The sequence below is a fragment of the Winogradskya humida genome (genome assembly GCF_016862215.1).
Lineage (GTDB): Bacteria > Actinomycetota > Actinomycetes > Mycobacteriales > Micromonosporaceae > Actinoplanes > Actinoplanes humidus.
Genome location: NZ_BOMN01000062.1, coordinates 1 through 13,484 on the forward strand (window position 1 = coordinate 1; position 13,484 = coordinate 13,484).

Annotated in this window: 12 protein-coding genes; 7 read left to right on the forward strand and 5 right to left on the reverse strand. The window is 70.8% G+C overall.

Annotated features, from left to right (window positions below):
* The first annotated feature begins 931 nt into the window (after positions 1 to 931).
* Both Ahu01nite_RS24570 and Ahu01nite_RS24575 read left to right on the forward strand, forming a co-directional pair.
* The gene (locus Ahu01nite_RS24570; protein WP_203838973.1) at positions 932 to 1,426 is read left to right on the forward strand and encodes a fibronectin type III domain-containing protein; all 495 of its coding nucleotides are present in this window, start codon (positions 932 to 934) and stop codon (positions 1,424 to 1,426) included.
* A gap of 123 nt (positions 1,427 to 1,549) precedes the next feature.
* Positions 1,550 to 3,145 carry a GGDEF domain-containing protein gene (locus Ahu01nite_RS24575; protein ID WP_203838974.1) on the forward strand — a complete coding sequence of 532 codons (1,596 nt, stop codon included), beginning with the start codon at positions 1,550 to 1,552 and terminating at the stop codon, positions 3,143 to 3,145.
* A 41-nt stretch (positions 3,146 to 3,186) separates the two neighbouring features.
* On the opposite strand, the gene Ahu01nite_RS24580 is transcribed toward Ahu01nite_RS24575, so the two are convergent.
* From Ahu01nite_RS24580 to Ahu01nite_RS24595, 4 genes are all read right to left on the reverse strand, one after another.
* Entirely contained in the window at positions 3,187 to 3,969 is a 783-nt protein-coding gene (locus Ahu01nite_RS24580; RefSeq protein ID WP_203838975.1) for an endonuclease/exonuclease/phosphatase family protein, read from the reverse strand.
* Positions 3,966 to 5,609, reverse strand: coding sequence for a phosphatase PAP2 family protein (locus tag Ahu01nite_RS24585; RefSeq protein WP_203839005.1), 1,644 nt, complete (start codon positions 5,607 to 5,609; stop codon positions 3,966 to 3,968). Before Ahu01nite_RS24585 ends, Ahu01nite_RS24580 begins: the two co-directional genes overlap by 4 nt.
* Positions 5,610 to 5,673: 64 nt before the next feature.
* Positions 5,674 to 6,777 (reverse strand): YihY/virulence factor BrkB family protein, encoded by a 1,104-nt coding sequence (locus tag Ahu01nite_RS24590; RefSeq protein ID WP_203838976.1) that lies wholly within the window; start codon positions 6,775 to 6,777, stop codon positions 5,674 to 5,676.
* Complete coding sequence (locus Ahu01nite_RS24595) at positions 6,774 to 7,721, reverse strand: diacylglycerol/lipid kinase family protein (protein WP_438874823.1); 948 nt, start codon at positions 7,719 to 7,721, stop codon at positions 6,774 to 6,776. The genes Ahu01nite_RS24590 and Ahu01nite_RS24595 overlap by 4 nt, the downstream gene beginning before the upstream one ends.
* A gap of 166 nt (positions 7,722 to 7,887) precedes the next feature.
* Here Ahu01nite_RS24595 and Ahu01nite_RS24600 point away from each other — a divergent pair, with 166 nt between their 5' ends.
* Together Ahu01nite_RS24600 and Ahu01nite_RS24605 are read left to right on the forward strand one after the other, a co-directional pair.
* The gene (locus tag Ahu01nite_RS24600) at positions 7,888 to 8,664 is read left to right on the forward strand and encodes an MBL fold metallo-hydrolase (RefSeq protein WP_203838978.1); all 777 of its coding nucleotides are present in this window, start codon (positions 7,888 to 7,890) and stop codon (positions 8,662 to 8,664) included.
* Positions 8,661 to 9,254, forward strand: coding sequence for a DedA family protein (locus Ahu01nite_RS24605; RefSeq protein WP_203838979.1), 594 nt, complete (start codon positions 8,661 to 8,663; stop codon positions 9,252 to 9,254). The genes Ahu01nite_RS24600 and Ahu01nite_RS24605 overlap by 4 nt, the downstream gene beginning before the upstream one ends.
* Before the next feature lie 19 nt (positions 9,255 to 9,273).
* Here Ahu01nite_RS24605 and Ahu01nite_RS24610 read toward each other — a convergent pair whose 3' ends face one another.
* A complete protein-coding gene (locus Ahu01nite_RS24610) occupies positions 9,274 to 10,173 on the reverse strand; it encodes a serine hydrolase (protein ID WP_239159101.1) in 900 nt (299 codons plus the stop codon).
* 132 nt (positions 10,174 to 10,305) lie between these two features.
* On the opposite strand from Ahu01nite_RS24610, the gene Ahu01nite_RS24615 reads away from it, so the two are divergent.
* Genes Ahu01nite_RS24615 through bla form a run of 3 tightly spaced genes read left to right on the forward strand, consistent with a single transcriptional unit; the run spans position 10,306 to position 13,372 of the window.
* Positions 10,306 to 11,022, forward strand: coding sequence for a methyl-accepting chemotaxis protein (locus Ahu01nite_RS24615; RefSeq protein ID WP_203838981.1), 717 nt, complete (start codon positions 10,306 to 10,308; stop codon positions 11,020 to 11,022).
* 35 nt (positions 11,023 to 11,057) lie between these two features.
* Positions 11,058 to 12,458 carry a hypothetical protein gene (locus tag Ahu01nite_RS24620; RefSeq protein WP_203838982.1) on the forward strand — a complete coding sequence of 467 codons (1,401 nt, stop codon included), beginning with the start codon at positions 11,058 to 11,060 and terminating at the stop codon, positions 12,456 to 12,458.
* A 35-nt stretch (positions 12,459 to 12,493) separates the two neighbouring features.
* Positions 12,494 to 13,372 (forward strand): class A beta-lactamase, encoded by an 879-nt coding sequence (bla, locus tag Ahu01nite_RS24625; protein ID WP_203838983.1) that lies wholly within the window; start codon positions 12,494 to 12,496, stop codon positions 13,370 to 13,372.
* The last annotated feature ends 112 nt before the right edge of the window (positions 13,373 to 13,484 follow it).

The following is a 13,484-nucleotide window of genomic DNA, read 5'->3' on the forward strand; positions in this document are numbered from 1 at the left end:
AGCTGTCCAGGCCGCGGATGTCCAGGCCGCGGAATCCGTGGGGCCGGATGCCCGGGTCGGCCATGTGCGTGTTCCTTCAGCGAATCCGTGGAAGAACCACGACCCAGGAACGCACAGCCCAACCACTCACAGCCCAGAAACGCACGACCCAGAGACCCACGACCCAGAGACCCACAGCCCAGAGACCCACAGCCCAGAGAGCCACAGCCCCAAAACCCGCGGCCCCGGGACCAACGGCCCTGGGATCCACGACCCAGAGACTTCTGGGCCGCAAGCCGGAGCCACTCAGCAGGAGCTGAACCCACAGGGGGCGGGCCAGCAATGGCTGGACCCGCAAAGATTGAGTTCTCAGGGGCCAAACCCGCAGCCGTCCAAACTCCAGACGCCCAACCCCCAGACGCCCAACCCCCAGGCATCCGGCCCCCAGACATCCAGCCCGCAGATGGAGGGCGAGGCTGCGGGCGGGGTGCGGCGGGAGGTGGGTGCGGTTGATGCGGAGGTTTGGGAGTTCGGGGATGTGGCTGGGGAGTGGGAGCATCCGGGGCTGGGTGATCAGGTTTGGGAGGCTCCGGTTCGGGTTGAGGGGGCGGGGGACGGCGGGGGGTTCGGGGATTCGACGGGGCGGCATGCTCGGGTGGAGGGGCCTGTGGTGTTGCCGTTGATGTCGCCGGCGTCGGCTGTGCCTGAGCCTGGGGTGCCCATGCCGAGGAGTGAGCCGGTCGTCTTCGAGAGGCCCTCGCAGGCTGAGGAGCCCGTTACCGCCATTCCCGCTCACGATTGGCAGGTCGGGCCGCCGGGGCCTTATCCGCCGGACTACTTCCCGGCGGCCGGGTATTCGTCGGACGGGTACCCACCAGGGCCAGAGATGGCGGGGCCTGGGATGGCCGGGCCTGGGATGGGGCGGCAGCCCGTTGATCGGGCTACTGCTCGGGTGCCGGAGCGCGCTCAGGGCGTACCCAAGCGGGAAGTGGAGAAGGGGCACCGGCAGCCGTTCATTCTCGCCGGGGTTGTTGTTGCGGGGATTGCGGCTGCGGCGGCTGTCGTTGCGATCACCCTGCCGCGCGGGGATGCGAAGGAGCCCGCCGTGGCGAAGCCAAGCGCGCCGGTTGCCTCCGCGGGGGTGCCCTCCGCACCGGTCGGGGAGAAGGAGCCGGGGGTGGTCGCGCCCGCGAATGTGAAGTTGCGGGACAATCGGGACAGCGTGTCGCTGAGCTGGGGTTATCCGAAGGGCTCCGAGGGGCCGGTGCTGATCTCGGGTGGGCGCACGGGGCAGGAGCGGCGGGCGTTCCAGCAGTTGCCCGCGGGGACGACCGAATACATCGTTTACGGGCTCAATGAGCGCAACGATTACTGCTTCACGGTCGCGGTGATCTACACGGTCGACAAGGTGGGTGCTTCGGCACCCGTCTGCACCGATCGTGGCTGAGCGCTGAGACGAGCGACACCTGATCGCAACCGCGTGATTCCTCAACGATGGGGGGTGGCGTCCGATCTTCGTGGGTTGCCGAGGTTCCTCACCGGGGGGCCGGGCCGGGAGATCGGGGACGCCATGACTACGGAGACAGCGGCTACGCCGGCTTCTGCCGTGGTCACTGCGGTGGATGAGCGGGCCCGGCTCGAGGCGGCCGTCGCCGAGCTCGAGCAGCGGCCCACGTCGAAGTTTCGCAGTGTGTTCGCGCCCGCGGCGACCGTCGAACGGCGGGCCGCCTCGCTCGGATTCGATGACCTGTTCATGCGGGCGCGGCTGCTGCGGGCTAACGTCTTCGTGCGGGAGGGGCGCTCCGAGCGGGGTGGGCGCTGGGCGCATGAGGTGCTGGCCTGGGCTCAGGAGCACGACCACGCGTTCCTGCTGGCGCGGGTGCACCGGGTGCTGTCGATCTTCTACCGGCAGGTCGGGGATCTGTCCGAGGGGCTCACCCACGCCGTGCAGTCGTACTCGCATCTGAGCGAGGACGAGCCGCCGAGCGTGCGGGCCCGGCACCTGATGACGCTCGCGGTGGCGCTCGACGAGGCCGGCTCGATCGAGGAGGGCGCACGGCGGTTCCGGGAGGCGCTGCACCTGGCCACCGCCGCGCACGACGCCGAGCTGGCGCTGAACATCCTCAACAACATGGCATACACCGCGTTCGAGAAGGATGACGAGGTCGGTGCCCGGCAGCTCGTGACGCGGATGCGGGACGTCCTCGGGGTCAGCGGTCGCAACTTCAGCGCGCTCGAGCTGGACACGATCGCGCGGATCGAGATGATGAGCGGCCACTACGACGCGGTCGAGGAGACGCTGCACGTGCTGCTCGACGACAACCAGTCGAAGGTGGAGGTGCACGAGGGTGACGCGCCGGCCGTGTGCCTGCTCACCCTGGCCGAGGCGCGGCGGCTGGATCACCGCTTCGACGCGGCCCAGGAGGCACTCGACGCCGCGGTGCGGATCACCGAGGAGCGTGGGCTCGATCGCGTACGCGCTCAGGCCCGGGAAGAACAATCCGCACTGTACGCAGCCACGGGCCGGTTCGAGCTCGCCTACGAGGAGCACCGCGCCTTCCACAAGGCGGCAACAGCCCTGCACTCGGCCCAGCGTGAAGCTCGCGCCCGGGCGCTGCAGGCGGTCTTCGAGGCGACGGAAGCGCGCCGGGCCAGCGAGCACTTCCGCGAGATGGCCCACCGCGACGCGCTGACCGGTCTCTACAACCGGCGTTACGTCAACGAGCGCCTGCCCGCGCTGCTGGGCGACGCCGTGTCGCGGCGCGCGCCGATCTCCGTAGCCATGATCGATCTGGACCACTTCAAGCGGGTCAACGACACGCTGTCGCACAGCACCGGTGACACGGTGCTGCAGCACATCGCGCAGCTGCTGCTCGAGGCCGCCAGCGGGCCCATGATCGCCGCGCGGATGGGCGGCGAGGAGTTCGTACTGATCATGCCCGGCACGGACGCGGTGGAGGCAACCGCCCGCTGTGAACGCCTCCGGCTGCGCGTCCGCGCTCACGCGTGGGAGCCGGTCACGGGCTCGCTCGCGGTCACCGCCAGCATCGGGGTCACCACCTCGGACGACGGCCGGGGCTCGCCGTCCTCGCTGCTCTCCCTCGCCGACCGCAACCTCTACGTCGCCAAACGCGAGGGCCGCGACCGCGTCGTCGCCGACGCCTGATCCCCCGGCCCGGGGGATCCCGGCCCGGGGGATCACCGGGGTCAGAGGTCGAGGGTCACTGCTAGGGGGTAGTGGTCGGAGGCCCATTCGGCCTCGTCGCCACGGATGACCCGGGCCTGGGTGGCCCGGGCGGCCAGGTCGGGACGTGCCAGCAGATAGTCGAGGCGCATGCCGGCGTTGGAGAACTCGTGGCCGCCGCCCTTGCTGGTCGGCACGGTCAGGCCGTCGCCCTCGCCGGCCGTGCGCCAGAGGTCCGTGAAGCCCGCCGTCTGGAAGGCAGCGATCGCCCTCGTGTCCACCCGGCCGTCCCTGGCCAGGTGGCGGCGGCGGTAGAGGTCGGGGAGGCGGGACAGGCGTTCGCTGTGGCCGGTCTGCGGGTCGAGGGAGTTGAGGTCGCCGGTGATCAGGGTGAGCGGGGCCCGGTAGCGGTGGGCCAGCCAGTAGGCCTCGCGCAGGCGGCGGTAGGGACGGAACGGGTTGAGGTGGGTGCTGACGACGGTCAGCGGGCCCGCCGGGGTCGGCACCGTCACCGCGGCGGCGGCATGGTGCAGGCGCCAGCGGACCGCCGACCGGTGGGTGATCGTCAGGGGTGGCCGGACCAGGACCGCGACCGGCTGGCCGAACGCCGAGGGGGCCAGGACCGGTGTCATGCCGAGGGTGCCGGCCACCTCGCGCATCCGCTGGTGGTCGTGGCGCTGGAAGTCGCGGAGCTCCTGGAGTGCCACGATGTCCGGGCGCTCCCGGGCCAGCAGCGCGACGACCGCGTCGAGCCGGCCCCCGGAGCCGCCGGTCTTGATGTTCCAGGTGACCAGTCTGAGCGTCACCGCGTCACCTTGGCGTCAACGTCCGGCGCGTCGGCCGCAGCCCGCGGCGAGCCGGCAGAAGAGCCCCCAGCCCGCGACGAGCCGGAAGAAGAACCTGCAGCCCGCAGCGAGCCGGCAGCATCCGGCGAGTCGGCAGCGCCGGTCAGCTCGTGCTCCTGGTCGCCCTCCACCAGCTCGCCGGCATCGGCCTCGTTGCCCGAGGTCACGTCGGCGTTGGGCTTGATGACCCACCACAGCAGGGTGATCCAGCAGGCGGTGAGGATGGCGGCGCCGAGGACGTCCGACGGGTGGTGCATTCCGCGGTACATCCGCGACAGCGCGACCCCCGTCGGCATGATGATCGCCAGCGCGACGAACAACCACCGCCACCACGCCTTGACCCGCGGCAGCACCAGCACAGCGATCGCCACATACAGGCACATGGTCGCGGCGATGTGCCCCGACGGGAACGACGACGTGGGCAGCTTGCCGTCGAGCTGCTCGACCGGCGGCCGCGGCCGCCCCACCGCAGCGGCGGCGGAGAGGAAGAGCGTCAGCTCGCCGAACATCGCCAGCACCACGAACAGCACCGGCCGCCACCGCCGCCACAACGCGACCACGAGCGGGCAGAACACCAGCGAGACCAGCAGGATCATGTGGGTGTCGCCGGCCTTGCTCCACCCGTAGCTGAGGTCGTCGAGGGCGGGCGTACGGAACGTCTGGAGCCAGCGCGGGACGCCGTCGTCGACGGACTGGACCCAGGTGCCGGCGGTGTGGTTGGTCAGGGCCCAGCCGAGGACGAAGAGCACGCCGAACGTGAGAACCCAGCCGACCAGGATCTCGGCGGCGCCGGCCCAGGGGTGCGGCAGGAGGTGGTCCTCGTCGGGGGCGGGCTTCACGTCGTGCGCGGCCTCCGGTTCGAGGCCCTCGCTCAGTGCCGGCACGCGCTGACCGGTCTCACGACGCCAGACCCGGAACGCGTACGCGGTGACCCCCAGCCATGCCGCCCCGAGCAGCCACCCGGCGAGCACATCGGAGAGGAAGTGCACGCCGAGCGAGATCCGGGTGAACCCGATCGCCACGACGATCACGGCGACGAGACCGATCGCGAACTTGCGCCACCGCCGGGACACGGCGGGGAGGAAGACGAGCAGCAGCGCGCCGTACGCGACCATCGAGCCGAGCGCGTGCCCGCTGGGGAAGCTGTTGCCGGGCGCGATCGCCACGGGCACGTCTACCACCGGGCGCAGCCGGCCGACGAGCGCCTTGAGCGAGGGATCGAGCAGCAGTGCGCCGATGCCGGTCACGACCAGATAGACCGCCAGCCGGGTACGCCGCCGGATGAGCAGCAGCACCACCGCGATCGTGACCAGCCACAGCATGATCGTGCGACCGCCGAGCTGCGCGATCGCCTTCAGCACCGTGACGACCGGCGGGTGCGGTGCCACCCAGTTGTTCAGGCCCTGCGCCACCGAGTGGTCCAGGTCCTGCAACGGCGTCCAGTGCAACCGGACGAGCAGCAGGAGCAGCCCGAAGCCGAGGCCGCCCGCGACCACCGCCAGCAGACCGAGCACGCTGCGCTCGGTGAAGTGGCGCAGCGGCCCCCAGCCTGCTTTCCGGTGCACCCGGCCGTCGTCAGCCGTTGTCGCCGTATCGGTCATCATCACTCCCGCTCGCTCGTACGCGGCGGGGGGTCACTCCCGCTCGCTGTGGGCAGGCGGGCTCTTACCCGGTTGGCTCGGCGCTCACACCGGGTTCACGCTGACCGGGTACAGCCTGGGGTCCGAGGTCGGCGGACGGGTCGTGGGCGGAGGGCACGGCGGCGTCGAGGCCGGGGTCGCGCCGCGCGGGGACAACCCGCAGGTCGTCGTCGGTTTCGGGCTCCCAGCGGTCCTGCTGCGCCGGGCGGACCACGCCGACCCGCTGCGCTTCCAGCTGTGCCGCGAAGGCCAGCCCCAGGAAGATCGCGATGCCGGTGAGGTTGGCCCAGAGCAGCAACGCCATGATCGCGGTGAGGGGGCCGTACGTCGCGTTGAAGCCGTCGCTGAGGCGGATGTAACCGGCCAGGCCCAGGCTGGCGAGCCACCACAGGATCGTGGAGAGGGTCGCGCCGAACAGCAGCCAGGTGAGGCCCGGCTGGCGGCGCCGGGGCGAGTGGCGGAACAGCAGCCCGACCGGGAAGACGATCAGGCCGAGGCTGACCGGCCAGCGGACGACGTCCCAGGTGATGTCCCAGGCCTCACCCCAGCCGGTGTACCGGGCTATCGAGGCGCCGGTGGCATGACCGGCCGCGAGTAACAGGAACCCGAAGAGGGCGGGTAAGCCGGCGATGAGCGCCAGCACCGCCGCGCGTACGTATTTGGGGAAGACCTTGCGGTCCCGCTCGACGCCGTAGATCCGGTTGGCGCCGCGTTCGATCTGGGCCATGGCGCTGGTCAGCGCGAACAGCCCGGTGATCAGACCGAGGGCCAGCGCCAGCTCACCGGCGTCCTCGGTCTTGTCGTCCTCGTTGAGCAGGTCCCGCACGAGCGGCTCGCTCGCACCGGGGGTCAGCGCGAGCACAGTGTCGGCGACGACCTGGCCGCCCTCCTCGGCGCCGAGGTCGGTGGCGAGACCCGACAGCGCGATGAGGAACGGCACGATCGCGAGACACAGCTGGAAGCCGAGCGCTCGGGAGTGGCTGAAGCCGTCGCCGTACCGGAATCGGATGAAAGCGTCCCGCAGCAGCGGCCATCGGCCGTAGTTGCGCAGCGCCAGGAAAGCGTCATCGGCGGAGAGGTCGTCCCCGGACATGGTCCGGGTCTCGGGTACGGGCTCCGTGCTGCTCACTCGGCGGCTTTTTCCGCTGCGGCGCGCACCTCTTCCGCTGCGCGCTCGGCGGCACTGGCGTCGTAGGCGAGGTCCGGGTCGCTGTCGGGCTGCGGCACACACAGCAGCAGCGCTCCCGGGCGTACTGAGATGGACATGCTCTTGCCCGCCTCGATGAGGTCCCCGTCGAGCTGGCGCGGCTGCGGCTTGGCACTGCGGATCTCGATGCTGGCGGCGGTGTAGGTCTCCATGCGCGGGACCCGCTCGCTGCGGCGGACCACGGCCCAGCCGAGCGCGGCCCAGTGCGCGAGGTTGCGCGGGCTGAGGATCGCGATGTCCAGCTTGCCGTCCGCCGGGTCGGCCTCGGTGAGCAGCCGTACGCCACCCTGCAGCCGTCCGACGTTACCGACGATGACCGTACGCGGACGGCGGTGCAGCGCGGGCTTGCCGTCCAGCGAGATGATCAGGTTCATCGGCTTGTCGCGGATGTACTTGAGCGCGCCGCCCACGTACGCGACCCAGCCGATGTGCTTCTTGGCCGTCTCGGACGTGCCCTCGAGCATCTGCGCGTCGAAGCCCATCCCCGCCATCACGGCGAAGCACTGGTCCTCGACGACGCCGACGTCGATGCGCCGGCGGCCGCCGTCCAGCGCGACCTGCACGCCGGTGGCCGCGTCGGTGCTGAGCCCGAGGTTGGTGGCGAGCAGGTTGCCGGTGCCGGCGGGCAGCACGGCGAGCGCCACGTCCGTGCCGGCGAGCGCGGTGACCACGGCCATCACCGTGCCGTCACCGCCGCTGACGAAGACCAGCTCGGCGCCGTCCTCGACCGCCTTGGTCGCCTGGCCACGGCCGGCGTCCTCGGGCGTGGTCTCCAGCCACATCGGCTCGGGCCAGCCCTTGGTGGCGAGGCCCTCCACGATGGTGCGGCGCAGCAGGTCGAGGTCCGGAACCTTCACGGGGTTCACTACTACGGCAGAACGCGGTCCAGTCACGGCGTCAGTGTGCACGACAGGGTTGACAACGGCGACCCGAGGGAAATTCATCCGACATGCCGGAGACCGATCTCACGTACGCCCACCTGCGCGGCACCGTCACGACGGCCCGGCACGATCCGTCCCGTACGGTTGAACCGTGAGCGAAACGAGTGTCACCTGGTGGGGGCACAGCACGACGTGGCTGACCGACTCGGGAGTCTCGCTGCTCACCGACCCGTTGCTCACCGACCGCCTCTTCCACCTGCGCCGGATGGCGGGCGGGCGGCCGGCGCTGCCGGGTGCGCCCGACGCGGTGCTCGTCTCGCACCTGCACGCGGACCATTTCCACCTGCCGTCGCTCAAGGCGGTCCCCGGCGAGCCGTGGCTCATCGTCCCCCGCGGGGCCACCACCTTCGTGGCCAAGGGCCTGGGCAGTAAGTACGCCGACAGGTGCGTCGAGCTCGTCCCCGGCGAGGAGACAACGGTCGGCACCGTGACCGTGAAGGCCGTCGAGGCCGCGCACGACGGTGGCCGCGGCGCCTGGTCGCGGATGCGGTCCCCGGCGATGGGCTTCGTGATCGAGGGCGCTGCCCGCACCTGGTTCGGCGGCGACACCGGCCTGTTCGACGCCATGGGCAACCTGGGCCCGCTCGACCTGGCTCTGATCCCGGTCGGCGGCTGGGGTCCGACGCTGGGCGCCGAGGGTCACCTCGACCCGTCGGACGGAGCCGAGGCGCTGCGCCGGGTGAAGGCCGCCTGGGCGGTCCCGGTGCACTACGGCACGTTCTGGCCGGTCGGCATGGGCCGGATCCGCCCGCACATGTTCCGCGACCCGGGCACCGAGTTCGCCCGCATGGCGGCCCAGACCTCCCCCGACACGCACGTCCGCGTTCTCGCGCACGGCGAGTCCCTGACGATCGAGCCTGCCCTGTGACCGAGCTTGGTGCTCTCGGGTGGCTGTTTCTCGTCGTCGCGTTCGGGGCGATCGTGCCGATCGTGCCCACCGGGGCGGCGGTCAGTGGCGCGGCCGCCCTCGCTTTCCATCAACATCCGCTGCTCATTGTTCTGACCATCGCCGCCGGCGCGGCGGGCGCCTACGTGGGCGACCTCGTGATGTACGCGATGTGCCGCGCCGGTGGTGAGTCGCTGGCCCGCCGTCTGCGCTGGCTCCGCGACGAGGAGCACCTGGCAGCGGTCAAGGAGCGGCTGACGAAGAGTCAGGTGCCGGTGCTGCTCGTCTCCCGGCTGCTGCCCGGTGGTCGCGTGCCGGTGCTGCTCGCGGCAGCGTTCCTGGGGCTGCCGTGGCGTACCTTCGTGGTCGCCAACGCCCCGGCCTGCCTGCTGTGGTCCGCGGTCTACGCGGGTATCGGTGTCGCCGGTGGCTCGATCTTCCCGGAGCCGTGGCAGGGCGTGCTCGCCGCGATCATCCTGGTCGTGATCGTCGGCCAGGCGGTCAGCCTGATCAACAAACGTCGCGCCCGGGCCGCGGAGGAAGCCCCGCAGCCGGGCGAGACCGCCGCCTGATCAGTACTTCAGGTCCTGATCAGTACTTCAGGTACTGCCGGGTGAGCTTGGCGACCTTCTCCACGAGCGTGATGCCACCCTCCATCGACTGGTTGTCGTGGGAGAGGACGGCCACCGAGACGTCGGTGTCGTCCGAGACGACCCGGCCGATGGTGTTGATGGCCCAGAGGCCGCCGTCGGCCGTACGCGTGTCCCAGCCGTTCTTGACCGTGGCGGTCTCGCCGGACTTCTGGATCGACGGGATGCCCCAGTCCTGGGCGTCGTCGACGGAGCTCATCAGCGTGAACGCGGTCTTGCGGGAGTCGGCGTCGAGCTCGCCCTTGGTGTCGACCAGGTCCGACAGGAGCTTGATCTGGTCGGTGACCGTGGTCCGGGTGAGCCCCCAGGAACTGCTCACCGTGGTCTGGGTCAGGCCGAGGCGCTTGTTGCACTTCGTCACCGCGGTCTTGCCACCCAGGCGGGTGAACAGCGACGTGGTGGCATTGTTGTCGCTGAGCCGGATCATCGGCTTGGCCAGCGCCATCTCGCCCGTGCTCGGGTCGCGGTCGGCGTCCTGGGCCTTCAGCAGCATGCAGGCCAGCACCTGGACCTTCACGATGCTCGCGGTGTCGTACTTCTCAGTGCCGCGGTAGGTGTAGGTCTTACCGGTCTTCTTGTCGAGCACCGCGACCGAGAACTCGGGGGCCGTGCCCGCCAGCTTCTTGAGCGCGGCGTCCAGCGACTTGGTCTTCTTCGCCCACGCCGCGGCGGCCAGCTCCTCGGGAGTCGGGCCGGTCGGCGTCGGCGACGCGGTAGGTGTCGCGTCATCGTCACCGAGAGTCAGGGAGCTGGGTAGCAAACCGCCGCCCGTACCCCCGGAACCATTCCGGAGACCGAGCGCGATCAGGCCACCGCCGCCCAGAATCACGACTGCCGCCACAGCGAAAATTGCTAAACGGTAACGACGCACCCATGCATAGTGCCGTGCCGAACCCCGGTTCACCAACCCACCCACCCTGGGCGTCAGGCCGAACACGGTTAGTGATGGCATTGCGGGGGCACAATGGTGTCCATGTCCCTGCTGCCGTCGCCCACCGCCCTCGTCGAGCTCACCCGGTACGCGGCCGGGCAGGTGGTCGAGACCGTGGCGTCGGCGGCCACCGTGCCGGCCCGGGTGCTGGGCGTGCTGAGCCAGACCGAGCTGCTGGTCAGCCGGATGTCCGTGCTGGCCGAGCGGGCCGAGTCGCTGATCGACCGGGTCGAGCGGGTCACCGCCGACGCCGAGGAGACCGTCGGCGGCGCGAAGGCGCTCGTCCAGCGCGTCGACCAGGTGACCACGGAGGCTGGGCAGATCGTCCAGAGCGCCGCCGTCATCACCGCCGGAGCCGGACAAATCGTCCAGAAGGCCAACGCCATCACGGCGGACGCGGAAGAAGTGGTCCAGGAGGCCGCGAGCACGTCGAAGACCGCGAAGGGCATGCTCGAGGAGTACGTGCCGACGCTCCAGCGCGCCGCCCCGCTGCTCGCCCGTTTCGTCAACGACCTCACCCCGGAAGAGGTCACCGCGGCGATCAAGATGATCGACACGCTCCCGGAGCTGCGCAGGCACCTCACCGAGGACGTCATGCCGCTGCTGGGCAAGCTCGACCAGGTCGGCCCCGACCTGCACTCGCTGCTGGAGGTCACCAACGACCTGCACCTGGCGATAGTCGGCATGCCGGGCCTCAAGCTCCTGCGCCGACGCGGTGCCGAACGGGTGGCCGAGGAGAACCACGCCGACGAGAAGTAACCCGAAATCCGGCAAAAGCGACTAAATTTCATGAGGTGGCGAGGGAGAGCAAGAGCGGCTGGTCCCGCCCGTGGGCTGCCTTCTTCGCGCTGATCATCATCCTCGGCGGGGTCGCGATCTCCCTGGGCTTCGGGGTCCGGCTGCGCGGCGCCCTCGAACGTAACGCCGAGTCGCGGATGGCGACCGCCAGCACGTCGGTGCAGACGGCTGTCACGAACGAGCTGGGGCGTTACGCGGACGCCGTACGCCTCAGTGCCGCCGCCATGGCCGCGCTCCCGGCGCCGACCGCCGCCGCCTTCGACAAGATCGCTGCGGCCGTCGACGAGCAGGACCTCACCGCCGTACGCGCGATGACGTTCGTGGCCCCGGACGGCCCCGGCCTGACCGCGAACTGGCGGTCCCGCGGCGCGACCGGCTTCACCCCGAGGACCGTAACCGGGCTGCAGGAGCACTTCTACACCGTCTTCGCGCGCACCCTGGGCAAGGAGAAGACCGCACCGGCGATCGGCGTCGACCAGGGCTCCGCGCAGGCCGTCGTGGACGCTGCCCGGCTGGCAACCGAGCACGTGGCGATCTCCGACGCGTACGTCCGGCTGGCCGACGCCGCGGTCCCGAAGGCGCAGCAGCAGCTCTCGTTCGACGTGCTGGCGCCGGTCGCGGGCTACGGCTGGGTGTCGCTGACCGTCGGCGCGGCCGATTTTGTCAGCGCCAACCTCGCCAGGGCCGCCGGTGACCTGCTCGACGCGCAGTTGATGACGCGATCATCCGCGGGGGCGCTCGCCGAGGTGGCGACCGTCGCGCGGGGGGACGGGTCGGGCTTCCGGCGTACCCAGAACTTCACGGCTGGGGAACGGCAGTGGGTCCTGCGTACCAGCGCGACCTATAAAGCCCTGCTCCCGAACGCGGGACGCACCGACATGGTCGTGGTGATCGCCGGCTCGACCCTGGCCGTCATGTTCGGCACCCTGATGTACCTGCAGATGTCGGCCACCGCGCGCGCGGAGCGGGAGATCGCCGCCGAGGTCGCCGAGCGCCTGCGCAAGGTTGACGCGGAGTCCGAGCAGGGCCGGCTGCGTGGCGCGCTCGCCGCCCAGGAAGCGCTGCTCAGCGGTCTGATCGCGCACCCCGGCGAGGAGACCACCGAGGTGGACCTCAAAGCCGTCGTGGCCGAGGTGGTCGCGTCCGGTCTGGCCACGGCGGAGGTCACGGTCGGCGACCTTCCGACGGTACGCGCGGACGGCGCGATCCTGCACCACCTGCTCGACACCATGCTGGCGGACGCGCTGAGCCGTACACCGCCGGAAACCTCCCCGACCATCGCGATCAGCGCCGAGACGAGCACGGACGGCCTGGTCCGCCTGCTCGTGGAGAGCGCCGGCACGGTCATCGGATGCACCCTTCCGAGTGTCACTGTGGAGGTTCCGGCCGGTACTTAACACGCATTTGACGGAGTGCGCGAAAGGGTGGCGCCATGGTTGATCACCTGTCCCGCCGCGCCCTGCTCACCGGGGGTGCGACGGCCACCGCCGTGCTGCTGCTGCCCGGTGCGGCCAACGCCGACTCCGGCCTGCCCGGGCTCGAGCGGGAGTACGACGCGCGGATCGGTGCCTACGCGCTCGACACCGGCACCGGGCGCACCGTCGAGCACCGGTCACGCGAGCAGTTCCCGCTGCTGTCGACGTTCAAGGTGCTGGCGAGTGCCGCGGTGCTGCGCCGTGCGCGTACCTGTGATCCCGGTCTTCTCGATCGTCGGGTTTTCTTCGGCACCGCCGATCTCGTCGCGAACTCGCCGGTCACCTCGTTGCACCTCGAGGAGGGGATGACCGTCGCCGAGCTTTGCGCGGCCGCCATCGGCTACAGCGACAACACCGCCGGAAACCTGCTGCTGCGCCTGCTCGGCGGCCCCGACGGCGTGACCCGCTACGCCCGCGGCATCGGCGACCCGGTCACCCGCCTGGACCGCTGGGAGACCGCCCTCAACATCTGGTCCCCCGCCGAGGTCCGCGACACGACCACCCCGTCGGCGATGGGCCGCAACCTGCAGGCTCTGACCCTCGGCCACGCGCTCTACCCCGACGACCGCGAACGCCTGCTCGGCTGGCTGCGCGCGAACACCACCGGCGGGGCCCGCATCCGCGCCGGCCTGCCCCCGTCGTGGACCGTCGGCGACAAGACCGGCTCGTCCGACTTCTACGGCGCCGCCAACGACCTCGCGATCGTCCATCCGCGCACGGGCGCCCCGCTGATCGTCGCCATCTACACCAACCGCAACGACGCCGCAGTGCCTTACGACAACACCCTCATCGCGCGTACGGCAACCGCGCTCGTGCGGGCGCTCGGCAGGCTCTGAAAGTGGGCCGGTTCTGAAAGTGGGCCGCTCTGATCCGGGGCGGGTCAGCCGCAACTTCGTGCCCCGAGCCCGCACCTCGACGATCACCGCATCGAGGTGGCCCCTGGCGGTC

What these genes read in the sequence shown, in the direction of transcription:
- Ahu01nite_RS24575 (WP_203838974.1), top strand. Translation starts at nt 1,550, where the DNA reads ATGACTACGGAGACAGCGGCTACGCCGGCTTCTGCCGTGGTCACTGCG.
- Ahu01nite_RS24615 (WP_203838981.1), top strand. Translation starts at nt 10,306, where the DNA reads ATGTCCCTGCTGCCGTCGCCCACCGCCCTCGTCGAGCTCACCCGGTAC.
- Ahu01nite_RS24585 (WP_203839005.1), bottom strand. Translation starts at nt 5,609, where the DNA reads ATGACCGATACGGCGACAACGGCTGACGACGGCCGGGTGCACCGGAAA.
- bla (WP_203838983.1), top strand. Translation starts at nt 12,494, where the DNA reads ATGGTTGATCACCTGTCCCGCCGCGCCCTGCTCACCGGGGGTGCGACG.